Origin of the sequence: Paraburkholderia sp. BR13444 (genome assembly GCF_040948755.1) — a bacterium.
GTDB classification, from domain to species: Bacteria; Pseudomonadota; Gammaproteobacteria; order Burkholderiales; family Burkholderiaceae; genus Paraburkholderia; species Paraburkholderia youngii.
This window is the reverse complement of sequence record NZ_JBFPKM010000014.1, coordinates 149,057-167,084: the sequence shown is the minus strand read 5'-3', so window position 1 is coordinate 167,084 and position 18,028 is coordinate 149,057. Positions and strand designations below refer to the sequence as shown.

16 protein-coding genes and 1 riboswitch are annotated in these 18,028 nt (G+C 65.4%); of the genes, 9 read left to right on the top strand and 7 right to left on the bottom strand.

Annotated elements, in window-relative coordinates:
- On the top strand, positions 1 to 418 hold a 418-nt coding region (locus AB3X95_RS30560; protein ID WP_368623300.1), incomplete at its 5' end, for a hypothetical protein.
- Positions 419 to 589: 171 nt separating this feature from the next.
- On the opposite strand, the gene AB3X95_RS30555 is transcribed toward AB3X95_RS30560, so the two are convergent.
- Positions 590 to 1,330, bottom strand: coding sequence for a CbtA family protein (locus AB3X95_RS30555; RefSeq protein ID WP_176367627.1), 741 nt, complete (start codon positions 1,328 to 1,330; stop codon positions 590 to 592).
- Positions 1,331 to 1,341: 11 nt separating this feature from the next.
- Entirely contained in the window at positions 1,342 to 1,563 is a 222-nt protein-coding gene (locus AB3X95_RS30550) for a CbtB-domain containing protein (protein ID WP_013093044.1), read from the bottom strand.
- 40 nt (positions 1,564 to 1,603) lie between these two features.
- A riboswitch (cobalamin riboswitch) is annotated at positions 1,604 to 1,759 on the bottom strand.
- 77 nt (positions 1,760 to 1,836) lie between these two features.
- On the opposite strand from AB3X95_RS30550, the gene AB3X95_RS30545 reads away from it, so the two are divergent.
- Positions 1,837 to 2,457, top strand: coding sequence for a histidine phosphatase family protein (locus AB3X95_RS30545; protein WP_368623299.1), 621 nt, complete (start codon positions 1,837 to 1,839; stop codon positions 2,455 to 2,457).
- A gap of 13 nt (positions 2,458 to 2,470) precedes the next feature.
- On the opposite strand, the gene AB3X95_RS30540 is transcribed toward AB3X95_RS30545, so the two are convergent.
- Positions 2,471 to 2,911: a hypothetical protein gene (locus AB3X95_RS30540; protein WP_176367624.1), complete on the bottom strand. Its 441-nt coding sequence runs from the start codon at positions 2,909 to 2,911 to the stop codon at positions 2,471 to 2,473.
- Positions 2,912 to 3,108: 197 nt separating this feature from the next.
- On the opposite strand from AB3X95_RS30540, the gene AB3X95_RS30535 reads away from it, so the two are divergent.
- The 7 genes from AB3X95_RS30535 to AB3X95_RS30505 all read left to right on the top strand — a co-directional run bounded on the left by AB3X95_RS30535 (position 3,109) and on the right by AB3X95_RS30505 (position 11,954).
- Complete coding sequence (locus tag AB3X95_RS30535) at positions 3,109 to 4,623, top strand: ATPase domain-containing protein (protein WP_184228041.1); 1,515 nt, start codon at positions 3,109 to 3,111, stop codon at positions 4,621 to 4,623.
- 3 nt (positions 4,624 to 4,626) lie between these two features.
- A complete protein-coding gene (locus AB3X95_RS30530; protein ID WP_184228042.1) occupies positions 4,627 to 6,285 on the top strand; it encodes an ATP-binding protein in 1,659 nt (552 codons plus the stop codon).
- A gap of 85 nt (positions 6,286 to 6,370) precedes the next feature.
- A complete protein-coding gene (locus AB3X95_RS30525) occupies positions 6,371 to 6,994 on the top strand; it encodes a MarR family winged helix-turn-helix transcriptional regulator (protein ID WP_368623298.1) in 624 nt (207 codons plus the stop codon).
- A 6-nt stretch (positions 6,995 to 7,000) separates the two neighbouring features.
- Positions 7,001 to 9,103 (top strand): FUSC family protein, encoded by a 2,103-nt coding sequence (locus tag AB3X95_RS30520; RefSeq protein WP_368623297.1) that lies wholly within the window; start codon positions 7,001 to 7,003, stop codon positions 9,101 to 9,103.
- 69 nt (positions 9,104 to 9,172) lie between these two features.
- A complete protein-coding gene (locus AB3X95_RS30515; protein WP_176123222.1) occupies positions 9,173 to 9,382 on the top strand; it encodes a DUF1656 domain-containing protein in 210 nt (69 codons plus the stop codon).
- Positions 9,379 to 10,389: an HlyD family secretion protein gene (locus AB3X95_RS30510; protein ID WP_176367619.1), complete on the top strand. Its 1,011-nt coding sequence runs from the start codon at positions 9,379 to 9,381 to the stop codon at positions 10,387 to 10,389. Before AB3X95_RS30515 ends, AB3X95_RS30510 begins: the two co-directional genes overlap by 4 nt.
- On the top strand, positions 10,386 to 11,954 hold the full coding sequence (locus tag AB3X95_RS30505; RefSeq protein WP_368623296.1) for an efflux transporter outer membrane subunit: 1,569 nt from the start codon (positions 10,386 to 10,388) through the stop codon (positions 11,952 to 11,954). The genes AB3X95_RS30510 and AB3X95_RS30505 overlap by 4 nt, the downstream gene beginning before the upstream one ends.
- Positions 11,955 to 12,168: 214 nt before the next feature.
- Here the strand turns inward: AB3X95_RS30505 and AB3X95_RS30500 are convergent, their stop codons facing one another.
- From AB3X95_RS30500 to xylG, 4 genes are all read right to left on the bottom strand, one after another.
- A complete protein-coding gene (locus AB3X95_RS30500; RefSeq protein ID WP_176123225.1) occupies positions 12,169 to 12,630 on the bottom strand; it encodes a (2Fe-2S)-binding protein in 462 nt (153 codons plus the stop codon).
- A 55-nt stretch (positions 12,631 to 12,685) separates the two neighbouring features.
- Positions 12,686 to 14,956: a molybdopterin cofactor-binding domain-containing protein gene (locus AB3X95_RS30495; RefSeq protein WP_368623295.1), complete on the bottom strand. Its 2,271-nt coding sequence runs from the start codon at positions 14,954 to 14,956 to the stop codon at positions 12,686 to 12,688.
- Between the two features lie 291 nt (positions 14,957 to 15,247).
- Positions 15,248 to 16,447: a sugar ABC transporter permease gene (locus AB3X95_RS30490; RefSeq protein WP_176107256.1), complete on the bottom strand. Its 1,200-nt coding sequence runs from the start codon at positions 16,445 to 16,447 to the stop codon at positions 15,248 to 15,250.
- Entirely contained in the window at positions 16,444 to 18,003 is a 1,560-nt protein-coding gene (gene xylG / locus AB3X95_RS30485) for a D-xylose ABC transporter ATP-binding protein (RefSeq protein ID WP_176107255.1), read from the bottom strand. The genes AB3X95_RS30490 and xylG overlap by 4 nt, the downstream gene beginning before the upstream one ends.
- Positions 18,004 to 18,028: the final 25 nt, after the last annotated feature.

Here is an 18,028-nt window from a genome sequence, read left to right as displayed (position 1 = left end):
CTGTTTTCGGTTCCGCAGTTTCCTGCTTATGAACCGGTCGCTCACTCAACGTACTGACGATGATCAATCCGTCTTCCGACAGATAAACCTTCCTCTAATACTGTGTGAGGCTTCTGATACTTTTGCCCTGCAGCAGATCCATACGGATCCGCCGCCGCATTCCGCATCAAGCGCCCACACTTATCGGCTGTTAGTTTTTAAAGATCGATCCGCCCAACCCGCAGCACCTGAACTACCACCACCCGGCACTGCTTCGTTTGCGTCGCTGCGTCTGCAGCAGAGAAGCGAGATTATGGAGAGCGGTCCGCGCCGCGTCAATACCCTTCTCACAAATTATTTTAAAAAGTTGAAGAGCTTAAAAATTGAGCAGTGCCGCGTACAACATGAATTAGTTAGGCGTCCAATTGGATTTCCCTAGGCGCCGCGTCGAGTGGAGTTGCGAAAAGCCGTTAAGCAGCTTTTCCACAGAAAATGTTCGCAAGGCTGTGGATAACCGCTCCACAACCGCGCCAAGTACTTGATCCAAAACCATTCTCGCGCGTTGCGCGCGAAGCGTCGCCGCTTGTGCGGCCACGCGTCACCGTCTTATTCAAGCGGACTTCATCGTCACCCGCGCATTCGTACGCATAAAAGCACTGCGCTCGACCATCGCGCCGAACAACAGCCCGATCGTCGTCCACATGACCACCTGCATGCCGATCGCCGCGACGCGGAACTTCCACAGCAGCACGGCCGGGAACGTGGCCGGCACTTCATTGATGACCGGCATCGACAGTTGTACGGCCGCGATGATCGCGACGAATACGAGCCCCGCGACGATCGAGCCGTTCCATGCACCCAGCTTCGCCGCCGCGCGGCGCCGCACCTTCAGCGAAAACACCATCGTCGCGAGCGAAATCGCGATCATCAGAAAGAACAGGCCCGTGCGCGCGCCGATCGTGTCCGGGTCACCGACCGACGGCGGATTGGCCGGATACTTGATATTCGGCACGACCACGATGGCGATGAACGCGCCAAGCGCGAGCCACGCGGACAGCGCGCGCACGCTCAACGAACCCGCGCGTCCATACGCATAAGCAAACACCAGCGAGAACAGACCGCCGAATGCCGCGCCATACGTGACCACGCCAGTCAGCAGGCCGAGGCCAGCCTGCGTCTCACGGCTCACGATTTCGGGCTCGGGCGCCTCGCCGCGCGCGGCCGCCGCTTTTTCTTCGAGCGATATGGCCTGATCGACCTGTGGTTCGCCGACGATTCGCGCGAACGCGAACGTGAGCAAGCCCGCGACGATGCCCGCGAGCATCCCGCGCACTAACAATTTACCTACCATGTCGAACTCCGTTAGTGGCAGGGAAAGCCAAGCAGATGGCGGCCGTCGTGCACGAACTCATGCACGTACATGCCAGGCACGAGCGACGTCGCACCCTGTTCCGCACCAACGAAGTAAAGCGCGAGCAACAGCAGCAAGCCGCCGAATACGACCCACGGCAGCAGTTCACGCAAGGGAATGGGAGTGGGCTGGGCCGCCGGTTGCGCGGCGCGATCGAAAACAGCTTCGGTCATGATGGACATCTCCTGGGGTAACGCGCCCCGATAGTCGATTGCAGAGGAATGGTGCGAAGCTCAGGTCTGGCTTTCGGTTCTTGTGGATTGCAAGGCCGATTACAGTGGCGCGACCGCGCCGGGCTCTCACCGGCTTCCGTGCTTCGCAGTGTCGGTATTCTACGCGCTAAACTGCGGCTTCCGCGACGGCGAGGGCCACGCTGCAACGCGCAACGCACGCCGCGAGCCTGTCAAGCCACGCAGGCAAGTGCGAATGAGGCGCTAACGCAAAGAATGGATACACGATTATTACTGGTGAGCCATGCGGCAACGGCCGCGCAGCGCGCGGGCCGCTTCCTCGCCGACGATCCGCTCGACGCGCGCGGCCGCGCCGAAGCCGAAGCGGCGCGCGCCCGTCTCGCGCTTCCCGCCGACGCCACCGTATTCACCAGCCCCGCCGCCAGCGCCCGCGAAACGGTCGCCGCGCTCGGTCTGAGCGCCACGCCTGCCGATGCATTGGCGGATATCGACTATGGCAAATGGCGCGGCCAGCGCCTCGCGGACATTGCCGACGAAGCCCCCCGCGAACTCGCCGCCTGGACGCGCGAGCCCGACGCAGCACCACCCGGGGGTGAATCGTTCGATCGACTCGTGCGGCGGATCGGAGAGTGGCTCGACGCGCAACAGGCAGACGTACGCTCATGCAACGCGGTCAACGAAGCAGGCTTCGCGGCCTCTGCACACCGTCGAACCATCGTCGCGATCACCCACGCAACGCTTCTGCGAGCGGCAATCGTGCATGCCCTCGACGCATCGCCAACCGTGTTCTGTCGCATCGAGATCACGCCGCTGTCGGTCGTCGAATTGCGCCACTCGCGACGCGGCTGGTCATGGTGGCCGTCTGCCACCGCCTGACCGGAACCGCCGCTTACCTGCCCGACACCACGAGCCGTAACCGGTTCGCCCCCTCGGGAGTCAGCGTGATTTCGGTGCGTCGATCCTTCGCGCCGAGATAAAAGTGCTGACGTCCCGGCGAATTCTGATCGTGCGTTGCATCGGGCAGGCACGACGCGATGTCGGCCGCGACCGCTTCCAATGCATCCGCGTTCGAGCCCGCCGCCTGATGCGGCGTCCAAGTGCACTGGAAACTACGATGCGCGGCTGAACATTGCGCGTCGTCGCCATAGGGTTGCGCGACGCCTTTGCTGTCGTCGGGCGTCAGCGAGGTGAAGCCGTCGGGCGCCGCGGCGACGATCCGTTTGAGCGCGCCGCAAGGTCTGGGGCTATCGTCGGCGGATGCGCCGACCGGCAGCAGCGCAACGAGCGATGCCGCGGTAAGCGCGATAGCGGAGAGTCGATAGGTTTTCATGTTGTGCGTGAAGCTTCCAGAGTGCTGCCGAGAAAAAGCTCGCAGCAAGCCACCCTCAAGAGCACGCTTCATGCCCATTCGCGCGAGCGCCCAGCACGCAGGCCGCGCAGGACGGCACACAAATTGCGTGGCGCCATACCGGCCGCAACATCACGCCGCTTCCGATCAAAGCCACTGCCGACGTCATTGCAACCATCATGTCGACTACCACCGCCGCCCCCACCCCCGCCCGCTTATCGTCGGGCATCGCAGGAATCGACGACATCCTCGGCGGTGGTCTTACGCCGAACCGCATGTACCTCGTAGAGGGTGCGCCAGGCACGGGCAAAACGACCCTGGCATTGCAATTCTTACTCAAGGGCCTCGACGAAGGGCAGACCGGTCTTTACGTCACGCTGTCCGAAACGCGTGCCGAATTGCTCGCGATCGGCAATAGCCACGGCTGGGATCTGAGCCGCTTCAAGATACTCGAACAGCTACCCGAAGAAGGGCTCGAACCGCAATACGAACAGAGCGTGCTGCACCCGGCCGAAGTCGAACTCGGCGAAAGCGTGCGCAACGTGATCGAACACGTCGACGAACTGAAACCCGCGCGCGTCGTGCTCGACAGCCTGTCAGAACTGCGTCTGCTGGCGGAGAACCCGTTGCGCTACCGTCGGCAGATTCTCGCGCTCAAGCACCATTTCTCGACGCGCGCATGCACGGTGCTGCTGCTCGACGACACGTCGGCCAGCGCCTCCGGCATTCAGCTTCACAGCATCGTGCACGGCGTGATCAGCCTCGACAACATTGCCCACGATTACGGCGGCAACCGCCGGCGTCTGCGCATCGCGAAGATGCGCGGCATCAAGTTCCGCGAGGGCTATCACGACTTCACGCTGAACACCGGCGGTCTGCGCGTCTATCCGCGCCTCGTCGCCGCCGAGCATCACCGCGAATTTGGCACGAGCCCGATGAGCACCGGCACGTCGGGCCTCGACGCGCTGCTCGGCGGCGGCCTCGTTCCCGGCACCAATTCGCTGATCATCGGCCCGTCGGGGGTCGGCAAAACCACCACCGTCGTGTCGTGCCTGCTTGCCGCGCTCGAACGCGGCGAGCGCTGCGCGTACTACGTGTTCGATGAAACGCTCAGCACCCTGGTCACGCGCTGCGCGTCGCTCGGCATGGATCTCGCACCGCATGTCGACAGCGGCCTGCTGACGCTGCGCCAGATCGATCCCGCGGAAATTTCGCCGGGAGAGCTGTCGAGCGACGTGCGCAACGCGGTCGAAAACGAGGGCGTGCGCTATGTCGCGGTCGACAGCCTGAACGCCTATCTGCAGGCGATGCCCGGCGAGCGCTTCCTGCTGCTGCACATGCACGAGCTGCTCGGCTATCTGAATCAGCAGGGCGTGGTCACGATGCTCGTGCTCGGGCAGCACGGCATCATCGGCGAGGTGCAGACCGAGGTCGACATCAGTTATCTGAGCGACGTGGTCGTGCTGTTCCGCTACTTCGAGCATCACGGCGAAGTGCTGACCGCGGTAACCGCCGTCAAGAGCCGCGCGAACGATCATGAACGCACGATCCGCCAGTTCCGCCTCGGCACCAAAGGCGTCGAGGTCGGCGAAGCGCTGCGTGACTTCGAGGGCGTGCTGTCGGGCCTGCCCTCGTATCGCGGCAACACCGCGATGCTCGGTGCGGCGAATCTGATCGACACGTCGGGACAGTAAGCGATGGAGCAGCGCGTCCTAATCCTCGCACCGTTCGGCCGCGACGCCGAAGTGATCGCCGCTGTGCTGCACAACGACGCACGCGCCTGCGTGACCTGCGACGACGCCGACGCGCTCACCAGCGAGCTCGACGCCGGCGCGGGCACCGCGCTGCTCACCGAGGAAGCGCTCGCGAACGGCCACGGCTCGGGCCTCTTTGCGTGGCTCGAACGCCAGCCCGCATGGTCCGACTTCCCGTTCATCCTGCTCGCCGCGCGCAGCATCGGCCATCGCTCCACGCGCGGGCTCGAAGTGCTCGAACGGCTCGGCAACGTCGTCGTGCTCGAACGTCCGCTCAATTCGGAAACCTTGCGGCGCGCGGTCGCGTCATCGTTGCGCGCCCGCGGGCGGCAATATGAATCGCGACGGCTGCTTGCCGAGCGCATCGAGGCACAGGACGCGCTGGAGCAGCTGAACGATTCGCTGGAAAGCCGCATCGCCGCGCGCACGCACGAACTCGCGTCAGCCAACGACCGGCTGATGGCCGAGATCCACGAACGCGCGAAGGTGCAGGCCGTGCTCGTGCAATCGCAGAAGATGGAGGCGCTCGGCCAGCTGACTGGCGGCATCGCGCACGACTTCAACAATCTGCTGAACGTGATCATGGTGAACGCGGAACTGATCGCGCGCTTGAGCGGCGACGAACGCCTGCGCGGCATGGCCGCCACCGTCAAACGTGCGACCGAGCGCGGCGCGAAACTGACCGGCCAGCTGCTGACCTTCTCGCGCAACAGCAACCCGAATCTGAAAGCGATCGACGTGGTCGCGCTGCTGCAAGGCATGCGCGACATCATCGCGGTGTCGCTCGGCTCCAGCATCCGCTATGGCAACGACTTCGAGCGTAATGAAATGTGGACCCGGGCCGACGCGAATCAGCTCGAGCTCGCGGTGCTCAATCTCGCGATCAACGCTCGCGACGCGATGCCGGATGGCGGCCGCCTCGACATTCACGTGACCCTGCGCGATGCGCCCGACCAGACGCTGAAGCAAGGCCGCTACGTCGTGATCGAAGTCATCGATACCGGAGAAGGCATTCCGCCCGACGTCCTGTCGCGCGTGTTCGATCCGTTCTTCACGACCAAGCCTGTCGGCAAGGGCACGGGGCTCGGCCTGAGCCAGGTGTATGGCATCGCGAGGCAGGCGGGCGGCACCGCGCGCATCTTCAGCGAAGAAGGCACCGGCACCACGGTGCAGATCTGGCTGCCGATGCGCGAGCGGGTGCTCGCGCACAACGAAGCGGAGTCCGACGCGGAAGCGAACGCGGCCGGTGACAAGCATGTGCTCGTGGTCGAGGACGACAACGAGGTGCGCGCGATGCTCGTTGAATCGTTGCGCATGCTCGGCTATACGGTGACCGAGGCCGCCGACGGCCAGGCGGGCCTCGACCGCCTCGTCGACGATCATCCCGATCTGCTGATGGTCGACTTCGCGATGCCGGGCATGAACGGCATCGACGTGATCGCCGCGGCGCGCAAGCTGCGTGCCGATCTTCCGGTGATCCTCGCGACCGGTTATGCGGACGTGAACATTTCCGATCTCGCAGTCAAGCATTGCACGATCCTGCGCAAGCCATTCCAGCTCGACGATCTGGCGCGCACGGTGCGGATCGGGCTGGTTGCGTGATTCGCACCGCAGACTCCTCCGCTTCGGCCACGATTTCCAAAATCAATAGTTTGCTAACGAATATTTTGGAAATACAATACCGGCCATGTCGAATCTCGATGCCTTGCGCCGCACCGTCAGCAGCACGCTGGTCGTCGCCGCCAGAAAGTGGCGGCGCACGAGTCACGGTGTGCTCGCGGCCTTCAACGTCTCCGAAGCGTGCGCGACACCGCTTCTGACCGCAAGTCGGCTCGGCTCGGCGGTACGTCAGGTCACGCTCGCCGATCACATCGGCATCGAGGGGCCATCGCTCGTGCGGCTGCTCGACCAGTTGTGCGCGGCCGGCCTGATGCGCCGTGACGAAGACCCTGAAGACCGCCGCGCGAAGACCGTCGCCCTGACCGACGAAGGCCGCGCCGTCACCGCGAAGATGGAAGAGGAGCTGGTCACGCTGCGCGCGCAGGCGCTCAAAGGTGTATCGCGCGACGATCTCGAAGCCGCGCTGCGCGTGCTCGCCGCATTCACGACCGATGCCGCCGCACTTGCCGAACCAGGCGGCGGCGGCGAGCCCGAGCCGGCCAAAGGCGAGGCGCTTGCCAGCAAGGTCAAACGGACGAGCGGCAAAAGCGCGGCCAAAACGGCCGGCAAATCACGCGGCACCGTCAAGGCGCGCAAGTCCACCAAGCGCGGCGCGCGAGCCAGCGCGCCGCACAACGCCGATTCCGCGTAACGGCTTATGGTCTATCCCACTCTCCGCGACTGGCTGTTCTCCGTCAAGACGTTCGCCGCGGCCATGCTCGCGCTCTACATCGGCCTCGCGTTCCAACTGCCGCGGCCGTACTGGGCGATGGCCACCGTCTACATCGTGTCGAACCCGTTCGTCGGCGCGACCCGCTCGAAGGCGATCTATCGTGCGCTGGGCACGGTGCTCGGCGCTTCGGGCGCGGTGCTGCTGGTGCCGCCGTTCGTCGAATCGCCGTACCTGTTCAGCGTGATCGTCGCAGCGTGGACCGGCACAATGCTGTACCTCGCGGTATCGGACCGCACCGCTCGCAGCTACGTGTTCATGCTGGCCGCCTATACGATGCCGATCATCGCGCTGCCATCGGTGACGAATCCGACCGGCGTCTTCGATCTCGCCGTGAGCCGGACCCTCGAGATCCTTGTCGGCATCGTCTGCGCGAGCATCGTCGGCAGCGCGGTGTTTCCGAGCCGGCTCGCGCCGACGATCATCGAGCGCACCGACGCATGGTTTCGCGACGCCGCGTTCTACGCGACCGAAACGCTATCGGGCCGTATCGCAAGCTCGGCGATTTCCGGCGCACGGCAACGGCTCGCGAGCACGATCAATGGTCTCGAACTGCTGCTGAGCCAGCTCGCCTACGATCACACGCGGCCCGACGTGCTCGCGCGCGCGCGTGAACTGCGCGGCCGCATGCAGTTGCTGCTGCCTATCATGTCGTCGCTCGCCGATCCGCTGCTCGCGCTCTACAACAACGGCCCGCAACACTGGCCCGAAGGGCTGCAGACGCTGATCGACGACGTCATCAAGTGGTTCGACCAACCGCTGCCCGAGCCGAGCGAGGGCTATCATGCGGACGAAACCGCCAACGCGCTGCGCGCGCGCATCGCCGCGATGCGCCCGCCTGCCGCCGCGCTCGCGCATTGGGACGGCGCGCTGCTGTCGAACGCGCTGTGGCGCCTGGGGCAAGTGATCGACGTGTGGCAGGACTGCCGCTCGCTGCGCATCATCATCACGCGCGAGGAAGGTTCGTGGCGGCCGCATTTCCGTCACTGGCGGCTCGGCGGCACCGAGCGCTTCTACGATCGCGGCATGATGCTGTTCGCGACGCTGTCGGCGGGCGCGGCCGTGGTGCTCGCGTGCGCGCTGTGGATCGGCTCGGGCTGGAACGACGGCGCGAGCGCGGTCACGCTGGCGGCAGTGGCCTGCTGCTTCTTCGCCGCGCTCGACGAGCCCGCGCCGTTCGTGTTCCGCTTCTTCGTCGCGACGGGCGTCGCCGTCGTGGCCGCGGGCCTCTATCTGTTCGTCGTGCTGCCGCAGGTGCACGACTTCGCGATGCTGGTGATCCTGTTCGCCGCGCCGTTCATTCTGGTCGGCACGCTGATTCCACGCCCGCAGTTCAACATGGTGACGGTGCTGGTCGCAGTGAACACGGCCACCTTCATCAGCATTCAGGACGCTTACGACGCGAACTTCCTGACGTTCCTGAACGCCAACCTCGCGGGCCTTTCTGGCCTGCTCTACGCCTATCTGTGGACCCGCGTGACGCGCCCGTTCGGCGCCGAGCTCGCCGCGGCGCGCCTGTTGCGCTCGAGCTGGGCCGACGTCGCTCTGACCGCATCCACGCGGCCGATCGAAGATCCGCGCAACCTCGCCGCGCGCATGCTCGACCGGTTGATGCAATTGATCCCGCGCCTCGCGGCCACCGACGATTACCGCCATCCATCGATCGAGAGCTTCCGCGACCTGCGCATCGCGTTCAACGCGCTCGATCTGCGCCGCCTCACACGCAAGCTCGGCGGCGAAGCGGCCGGCGCGATCGAGCATGTGCTCGACGGAGTGCGTACATACTACGAGAGCTGCGTCGCTCGACGCCACCGCGAGCCGGTACCGGACAGCCTGATGTCGTTGATCGACGTGGCCGTCGCGCGCGTCACCGCGCAGGGGCTCGCCAACGCCGCGGCGCCGACCGAGACCTCGCAAACCTCGGCGCGCCAGTTGCGCGATGCGCTGCACGCGCTGGTCGGCTTGCGTCTTTCGCTGTTTCCGGCGACCCTCACGAAACCAACGCCGACCGAACCGGAGGCCGCCGCGTGATGTACCCATTCTTGCGCCACCGCTCGTACCCGCTGGCGCGCCCCGCCCCCCCTTTTCCCAGTTCCCGCGATGATCGGTGAAATCGATATCTTCGGCGTGTTCGTACCGTCCGTGCTGGTCCTGATGTTGATCGCGTATCTGATCAACCTCGGCATTCGCACCGTGCTCGATTACGCCGGGTTTTACCGCTTCGTCTGGCATCGCTCCGTCTTCGATCTCGGCATCTATGTGCTGGTGCTGGGCCTTGTCGTCGTCGTTTCGCACAGACTAATAACGTGAAAAAAACCTGGTTCTCCGTCGGTCAGATCCTGCTGACCCTGATCGTCGTGGTGGTCGCGGCATTCGTGCTGTGGAAGCTCGTCAACTACTACTTGTTCGCACCGTGGACCCGCGACGGCCACGTACGCGCCGACGTGATCCAGGTCGCCCCCGACGTGTCGGGACTGATTTCGTCGGTCGAGGTCATGGACAACCAGCAGGTCAAGCAGGGCCAGGTGCTGTTCAGAATCGATCAGGCCCGCTACACGCTCGCTTTGCGTCAGGCCGAGGCAACCGCGCAGCAGCGCCGCGCGACGCTCGATCAGGCGCGCCGCGAATATGCGCGCAACCGCCAGCTCGGCAATCTCGTCGCCGCCGAAGTGCTCGAAGAAAGCCGTTCGCGCGTCGACGCGGGCGAAGCCGCACTTGCCGACGCGAACGTCGCGATCGACACCGCCAAGCTGAACCTCGAACGTTCGACGATCAAAAGCCCGGTCGACGGCTATCTGAACGACCGCGCGCCGCGCGCCGGCGAATTCGTCGCGGCGGGCCGCGCGGTGGTCGCGGTGGTCGACATGCATTCGTTCCGCGTCGACGGCTACTTCGAGGAGACCAAGCTGCGCGGCATCGACATCGGCCAGCCGGTCGACATCATCGTGATGGGCGAGCCGAAGCCGCTGCGCGGGCACGTGCAGAGCATCGTCGCCGGCATCGAAGACCGCGACCGCACGCAAAGCGCCAATCTGCTGCCGAACGTGAACCCGGCGTTCAGCTGGGTGCGGCTCGCGCAGCGCATTCCGGTGCGCGTCGCGCTCGATGAAGTGCCCGCTGATTTTCGCCTGATCGCGGGGCGGACCGCGACGGTGTCGGTGCGTGACCTGTCGCCGGTCAGGACCCGAGCCGTGTCGGGCACGGGCGGCGCATCTGGCTCGGTCGCCGCTTCGGCTGCGCCGGTGGCGCCGGGTTCGTCGGTGGGCTCCGGGTCGGCCGGGGCAACGGCCACCGCACCGTCGGGCGCGTCGCAATGAAGTTCGTGCGTACCTTGTCCTCGCTGGCGCCGCGCTTGCCGCTGCTGCCGCTGCTGCCGTTATTGCCGCTCGCCTTCGCGCTGAACGGCTGCATCAACGTCGGGCCGAACTACACGCTGCCGAAACAGGCGCTCGTCAATGCGCCGCTCGCCACCGGAGCGATCGAGGGCGCCGATCCCACGCTGACGTCGAACCTCAATACGCCGACCGTCTGGTGGAAGCTGTACGACGATCCGGTGCTGAACGGTCTCGTCGAACAGGCGTTGAAATCGAATACCGACCTGCGCGTCGCGGCCGCGAATCTCGCGCGCTCGCGTGAAGCGCTGGGCGTGGCGCAGGCGCAGGGCGGCTTCTCGGGCAACGCGTCGGTGGCGATCCAGCGCGCGCAGGAATCGGCCGAGCAATTCCTGCTGTTCGAGAAACTGCCGGTCGCCAATCTGGGCGACATGGGCATCAACGTCTCGTACGAAATCGATCTGTTCGGCAAGCTGCGCCGCGGTGTCGAAGCGGCGGCGGCGGACACCGAGGCGGTGGAAGCCGCGGGCGACCTCGCGCGCATCACCGTCGTCGCGGACGTGGTGCGCTCGTACGTCGAACAATGCTCGGCGGCGGAGGAATTGCACATCGCGCAGCAATCGCTCGCGTTGCAGATGCAGCGCGTGGATCTGTCGCGCCGTCTGCGCGACGCGGGCCGCGGCAACCAGACCGCGGTCACGAGCGGCCAGACCCAGGTCGAGACGCTGACGGCCGACATTCCGCGCTACACCGCGCGCCGCAAGATCGCGCAATACCGGCTCGCAATGCTGCTGGCGCAGTCACCGTCCCAGTTGCCGCCGGCCGTGCTCGCGTGCGACCGGCTGCCGCAAATCCACCAGCCGATTCCGATCGGCGACGGCGCCGGGCTGCTGCGGCGGCGCCCGGATGTGCACGAAGCCGAGCGTCAGCTCGCGGCGTCGACGGCGCGCATCGGCGTCGCGACCGGCGCGCTTTACCCGAGCATCAGCATCGGCGCGTCGGCGGGCTTCACCGGCATTCTGGAAGACATTCCCACCCAGCCGACTGCGCGTTGGGGCTTCGGTCCGCTGATCAGCTGGAACTTCCCGGCCAATGGCGCGCGGCAGCGGGTCCGCGAAGCCGAAGCGTCGAGCCAGGTCGCGCTCGCGAAGTTCGACGGCGTGGTGCTGGGCGCTCTGCGTGAAACCGAGACCAACCTCGCAACCTACGCGTCCGATTACGCACGCGCCGAAGCGCTGCGCGCGGCGCTGAAGTCGGCCGCGCAATCGGCGGATGAAACGCATCGGCTGTATCGCGCGGGGCGCGAGTCGTTCATCGCCGACCTCGACGCAACGCGCACGCTGACGTCCGCGAGGTCGCAGCTCGCGGCGGCGGAAGGGCAGGTGGCGGTCGATCAGGTCAATCTGTTCCTGTCGCTGGGCGGCGGGTGGGAGGTCGGCGGGCAAAGCACACCGGGAGAAACCCGGCCGCAGTTGCAGGCAACACCTGTGGCGGGCAAGCCGAGCGCGAAGTCGGGAGCGTCGGGCGCCGCGACTGCGAAAGCGCCTTGATCGGCCGTCTTACGATTTATTTTTGACAAGCTTTCTTTTTGCTTTCCCTTTCGGTCAAATACGTGACACCACTTCAACTACGGGGTCTCGTATGTCGCCATTCATGCAGGGCGTAGTCACGTTGGGCGGATGCATCGGTATCTTCACCGCGGTGGTGACGGTGGTCGAAATGTTTGCGCGTTGACTTGGGCGGGCGGCGCTCCGCCAGAGCGGCTCAGCTCTTGCGCGCCTTCGCCGCCGCCTGATGTATCGCCGCCCGCACCCGAGGATACGTGCCGCAACGGCACACCACCGGCGTCATCGCCTCGTCGATGTCGGCATCGGTCGGATCGGGCTTGTGCTTCAGCAACGCGCAAGCCGCCATCAATTGCGCGCTCTGGCAATAACCGCACTGCACCACATCGAGTTCGAGCCACGCGGTCTTCAGCGCCTGCGCCTCGCGTCCCTGCAAACCCTCGATCGTCGTGATCTTCTGCGTATGCAGGCTCGACATCGGCGTCTGGCAAGCGAGGCACGCGGCATCATCGAGATTGATCGTGCATGCGCCGCAGATGCCCACGCCGCAGCCGAACTTGGTGCCGGTCATGCCGAGATCGCAGCGCAGTACCCATAGCAGCGGCATGTCCGGGTCGGCATTGACCAGCACTCTGCGTCCGTTGATGTTCAGTACCGCCATGCCTGCCTCCTGAGTCGCCACGCTGCATCGCAAGCTGTTGCCTGTCCGCCGTCCGTCATGCAAGCCGCAACGGCAGCGCCCGCAAACGCTGCCCCGTCAGCGCGAACACCGCATTGCCCACCGCCGGCGCGATCGGCGGCACGCCCGGCTCGCCGACACCTTGCGGATGCAGTTGGCTCGGCATGATGTCGACTTCGATCGCCGGGCACACATTCATCCGCACGACCGGAAAGTCCACGAAGTTCTTCTGCTGCACCTGGCCGTTGACGATCGTGATCTCGTTCTGCAACGCGCTCGACAGCCCAAACACGATGCCGCCTTCCATCTGCTGACGGATCAGGTTCGGGTTCACCGGTAAGCCGCAATCGATCACGCACACCACGCGATGCACGCGAATCTGCCGGTTCGCCCCGATCGACACCTCCGCGACCTGCGCCACGACGCTGCCGAATGCCTCGTGCAACGCGACGCCGCGGGCGCAGCGCGCGCCATCGGCGGCGGGTTTGAGCGGACGTCCCCAGTCCGATAACTTCTCGACACGCTTCAGAACCGCCAGATGACGCGGATGCTGGGCGAGCAGCATCGCGCGAAACGCGATCGGGTCTTGGCCGGCCGCGGCGGCCGCTTCGTCGGTGAAGCTCTCGGTGAAGAAGGCCTGATGCGAGTGGCCGACCGAGCGCCAGAAGCCGATCGGCACCGGCAATTCGACGATCTTGTGCGACACGCGCGCGGCCGGCCACTCGTACGGTTGATCGAACGCGCCTTCGCAGGTGGTCTTGTCGATCGGAATGCGGGGCATGCCGTAGTAGCGCGCGAGCGCATCCGGCACGATCGCCTGGCCCGCCGACTTCGCGTGCCACGCGACCAGCTTGCCCTGCTCGTCGAAGCCGGCCTGCAGCCATGCCGCGCACGCGGGCCGGTAGAAGTCGTGCGTGAAATCCTGCTGGCGCGACCAGATGGTCTGCACCGGGAGGCCATCGGCCTCGCGCGCGATCGCCGCGGCCTGCGCGACGAAATCGAGTTCGAGGCGCCGGCCGAACGCGCCGCCCAACAACTGCGTCTGCACATCGACGAGATCGACGTCGAGGTCGAGCACTTTCGCCGCATGGTGCCGCGCGAGCCGCGGCATTTGCGTCGATACCCAGACGGTCGCCGCGCCGTCGGCGACCTGCACCGTGCAGTTCAGCGGCTCGACCGCGCCATGCGCGAGGTAGGGCGCGTGATAGACCGCTTCGATCTTGCGCGCCGCGCGGGTCATCGCTTTGTCGACGTTGCCGATGTCGTAATAAACGTGACCGTCCGTATGGTCGAGCGCGTCGACGAGGCGGCGATCCACTTCCGTGCTCGACAGCTTCGCGGCCTCGCCGTGATGCCAGCTCACGTTGATCGCCTCGACCGCGTTCATCGCGTGAAACGCATTGTCCGCGATCACGGCTACGCCGCCGGTGCCGCCCGCATACGGCCGCACGGCGAGCGCCTTGATGAAGCCCGGCATCTTTTGCGCTGGCGTCGCGTCGAAATGCGCGACCGTGCCGCCGAGCGTCGGGCACATCACGACGCTCGCATAGACCAGGCCGTTCGGCAGCACGTCGATGCCGAAGCGCGCCGCGCCGTCGATTTTCGACGCGGCTTCGATGCGCCGTACGGGCTGGCCGATCAGCTTGAAGTCGGCGGGCTGCTTCAGGACGACGCTGCGCGGCAGCGGCTGGCCTGAGGCCACCGACGACAACTCGCCGAACGTCGCCTTATGTCCCCGCGGATGCAGCACGTAGCCGTGTTCCGCGCGGCATTCGCGGACCGGCACGTCCCAGCGCTCGGCCGCCGCCCCGATCAGCATCACGCGCGCCGACGCGCCGGCCTCGCGCATCGGCGTCCAGAGATCGTTCATGCTCGACGAGCCGCCCGTCATCATCGTGCCGATCTCACGCACCGCCTTGCTCGTAATCCACACGGTGCCGCGCCGGATATAGCTGTCGTCGTCCGGGCGAAACGGCAGATCGTCGACGATGCTCTGCACCGCGTTGTAGATCCGGTCGATCGGCGCCTCTTCGACGTGCACCTGCGACCAGTCGGCGTCGAGCTCTTCGGCGAGCAGCATCGCCAGCCCCGTATGGATGCCCTGCCCCATCTCGGCCTTCGGTACGATGATCGTCACACGGTTATCGGTGTCGATCTTGACCCAGCCGTTCAGCGCGACCTGCGTGCCTTGCGTCGGCAGCGGCGTCGACGTCATCAGGCGCTGGCGCGGCGGCAGCACGCCCCAGCCGACCAGCAGTCCGCCCAACGCACTGGCGCCGCCAAGCAGAAAGGTTCTGCGCGTCAACATGGCATGACTCGCTCGGCTGGCTCGATGGTAGGAAAGCGGCGACAGCGCCGATGCACCCGTCTTTGACTGCGAATAGTAATAAGACGAATCGGCGTGCGTGAGACTTAATTGCGCGCGTGAACCTGGAGCGGCCGTGCGGCGTGGAAAGGCGGGAACTGAAAGCGGCGGGGGAAAGTCGTGGGGTGTTTCATTAACTGCTGTCGCGCGGGCCGCGGTGTGCGAGCGTGGTTAAAACCGCTGGCACACCGCGAACCTTGCGCTTTGATTCAATCAGGCGATCATGCAACAGGATCAACGGCGGTTCGAACCCGAGACCACATCGATCCATACGGCCAGCACGAGGATGCCGCCCTTCACGATCATCTGCCAGTATGCGTCGACGTCGAGCATCGACATGCCGTTGTCGAGGCTCGCCATCACCAGCGCGCCGATCAGCGCGCCGTACACGGTGCCGGAGCCGCCGCGCATCGACGTGCCGCCGATGAAGCACGCGGCGATCGCATCGAGCTCGCCCATCGAGCCGGCCGACGGCGAACCGGCCGCGAGCCGCGCCGTGTTGACGATGCCGGCGAACGCGCACATCAGCCCCATCAGCGCGAAGATCGCAAGCTTCACGCGGTCGGTGTTGACACCCGAGAGCCGCGTCGCTTCGAGATTCGAGCCGACCGCGTAGATGCGGCGTCCGAACACGGTCTGCGTCGCGATCCACGTGAAGATGCCGAGCAGCGCGAGCAGCAGCAACACCGGCACCGGAATGCCGCCGTAGTTGTCGAGCATCGCGACGAAGCCGGCGAGAATCGCGCCCGCGCCGACCACCTTCGCGACGTCCTGCCAGAACGGCACGACGCGCAACTGATAACGCTGCCGGTTGGCGCGCTGGCGGATCGTCAGGAAGGCCAGCAGCACGAACAGCACGACGGCGAGCGTGTCGCCGGCGAGCCGCGGCAGATAGCCCTGGCCGACGAACACGAAGCTGTCCGACACCGGCGCGATCGTCGAGCCGCCGGTAATACCGAGCAGAATGCCGCGATACGCCAGCATCCCGCCGAGCCCGACGATAAACGACGGCACGCGCCGATACGTCGACCACCAGCCGTTGAACAAGCCGACCACGATGCCGAGCAGCAGCACGACCGGAATGGTCACGCCGATCGGCCAGTGCCGGTTCACGTCGAGAATTGCCGCGACGCCGCCGAGCAAGCCGAGGAGTGAGCCGACAGACAGGTCGATTTCACCGGCGATGATCACGAACACCATGCCGCACGCCAGCATGCCGGTAATCGACATCTGCCGCAGCAGATTCGACAGGTTGCGTGGCGTGACGAACGCGCCGTGCGTAAGCGCCGAAAAGAAAATCCAGATCACGGCCACGGCAATCAGCAGCGCGAGAATCTTGTAGCGCGCGAACAGTTGCTGGAGCCGTTGCGAGCCGCCGAATGTGTCTCGCGGCGCGGCGTTGTCGGTGCGTTGGGAAGTTACGTCGGGAGTCATGCGGCACTCGCTGCGGTTGAGTTCGTAGATAGATGCACGGGGCGGATCGCGGCGCCGAGAATGTCTTCCTGCGTGAGACCGTCGTTGACGAAGTCGCCGCGCAACTCGCCTTCGCCGATCACCAGCACACGGTCGCTGATGCCGAGCACTTCCGGCAATTCGGACGACACCATCACGATCGACATGCCGCGCTGTGCCAGCTGGAAGATCAGCTTGTAGATCTCGTACTTGGCGCCGACATCGACGCCGCGTGTCGGTTCGTCGAGGATCAGCACGGTCGGGTTGGTCAGCAGCATGCGCGTGAGCACGGCCTTCTGCTGATTGCCGCCCGACAGACTTGCAATCGATAGCATCGGATTCGCCGCGCGCACGGAAAGCCGCTTCATTTCCGTATGAATCGTGTCGAGTTCGGCTGCGGAATCGATGCGTCCGCCCGACGCGAAACGCTGCAATACCGCAAGCGTGATGTTATGGCCGACGCTCATGCCCGGCACGATGCCGTGGCGTTTGCGGTCCTCGGGCACCATCGCGATGCCGGCGCGAATCGCGTCGATCGGCGCGCGAATCTTCAGCGGCTTGCCGTCGAGCACGACATGTGCCTCGCTGATGCCCGCATACGCGCCGAAGATCGCCTGCATCAGCTCGGTGCGGCCCGCGCCGACGAGCCCGGCGACGCCGAGAATCTCGCCGCGTCGCAACGAGAACGACACGTCGTCCACGCGCTTGCGGCGTGGATTCGTCACGTCGAAACAGGTGACGTTGCGGGCTTCGAAGATCACGTCGCCGATCGGATGCGGCTCGCGCGGAAACAGATTCTTGATCTCGCGGCCGACCATCAGCGCGATGATCCGTTCGGTCGTCAGCGCGTGCATCGGCTCGGTCGCGACATGGCGGCCGTCGCGAATCACGCTGATCGTGTCGCAGACTGCCGCGACTTCGTCGAGCTTGTGCGAGATATACACGCAGGCGATGCCGCGCCGTTTCAGATCGCGCACGATGTCGAGCAGAATCGCGATTTCCGAGGCGGTCAGCGAAGACGACGGTTCGTCGAGAATCAGCAGCTTCGCGCGCTTGTTCAGCGCCTTCGCGATTTCGATCAGCTGTTGATGGCCGCCGCCGTAGTTCATCACGGGCTGCGCGGCGTTGATGCCGCTGATGCCGAGTTCGCGTAGCAGTTCGTCGGCGCGCTGATACATCGCCGCGTAATTCATGCGGCCGCCCGGCAGCGTGATTTCGTTGCCGAGAAAGATATTTTCCGCGACCGACAGCTCCGGCACGAGCATCAGTTCCTGGTGGATGATGATGATGCCCGCGCGTTCGGTGTCGCGTACGCTCGCGGCCTTCAGCGTCTCGCCTTCCCAGGTTATTTCGCCATCCCAGGTTCCATGCGGATACACGCCGGACAGTACTTTCATCAGCGTCGATTTGCCCGCGCCGTTTTCGCCGCACAGGCCCACGCATTCGCCCGGCGATACGGTCAGATCGATGCCATCGAGCGCCTTCACGCCGGAAAAAGCTTTGACGATGCCGCGCATCGTCAGAAGAGGTTGCGTCATTCGCTATGCCTCGCTGCAAGTTGGG

What these genes read in the sequence shown, in the direction of transcription:
- AB3X95_RS30555 (WP_176367627.1), bottom strand. Translation starts at nt 1,330, where the DNA reads ATGGTAGGTAAATTGTTAGTGCGCGGGATGCTCGCGGGCATCGTCGCG.
- AB3X95_RS30550 (WP_013093044.1), bottom strand. Translation starts at nt 1,563, where the DNA reads ATGACCGAAGCTGTTTTCGATCGCGCCGCGCAACCGGCGGCCCAGCCC.
- AB3X95_RS30545 (WP_368623299.1), top strand. Translation starts at nt 1,837, where the DNA reads ATGGATACACGATTATTACTGGTGAGCCATGCGGCAACGGCCGCGCAG.
- AB3X95_RS30540 (WP_176367624.1), bottom strand. Translation starts at nt 2,911, where the DNA reads ATGAAAACCTATCGACTCTCCGCTATCGCGCTTACCGCGGCATCGCTC.
- AB3X95_RS30535 (WP_184228041.1), top strand. Translation starts at nt 3,109, where the DNA reads ATGTCGACTACCACCGCCGCCCCCACCCCCGCCCGCTTATCGTCGGGC.
- AB3X95_RS30530 (WP_184228042.1), top strand. Translation starts at nt 4,627, where the DNA reads ATGGAGCAGCGCGTCCTAATCCTCGCACCGTTCGGCCGCGACGCCGAA.
- AB3X95_RS30525 (WP_368623298.1), top strand. Translation starts at nt 6,371, where the DNA reads ATGTCGAATCTCGATGCCTTGCGCCGCACCGTCAGCAGCACGCTGGTC.
- AB3X95_RS30520 (WP_368623297.1), top strand. Translation starts at nt 7,001, where the DNA reads ATGGTCTATCCCACTCTCCGCGACTGGCTGTTCTCCGTCAAGACGTTC.
- AB3X95_RS30515 (WP_176123222.1), top strand. Translation starts at nt 9,173, where the DNA reads ATGATCGGTGAAATCGATATCTTCGGCGTGTTCGTACCGTCCGTGCTG.
- AB3X95_RS30505 (WP_368623296.1), top strand. Translation starts at nt 10,386, where the DNA reads ATGAAGTTCGTGCGTACCTTGTCCTCGCTGGCGCCGCGCTTGCCGCTG.
- AB3X95_RS30500 (WP_176123225.1), bottom strand. Translation starts at nt 12,630, where the DNA reads ATGGCGGTACTGAACATCAACGGACGCAGAGTGCTGGTCAATGCCGAC.
- AB3X95_RS30495 (WP_368623295.1), bottom strand. Translation starts at nt 14,956, where the DNA reads ATGTTGACGCGCAGAACCTTTCTGCTTGGCGGCGCCAGTGCGTTGGGC.
- AB3X95_RS30490 (WP_176107256.1), bottom strand. Translation starts at nt 16,447, where the DNA reads ATGACTCCCGACGTAACTTCCCAACGCACCGACAACGCCGCGCCGCGA.
- xylG (WP_176107255.1), bottom strand. Translation starts at nt 18,003, where the DNA reads ATGACGCAACCTCTTCTGACGATGCGCGGCATCGTCAAAGCTTTTTCC.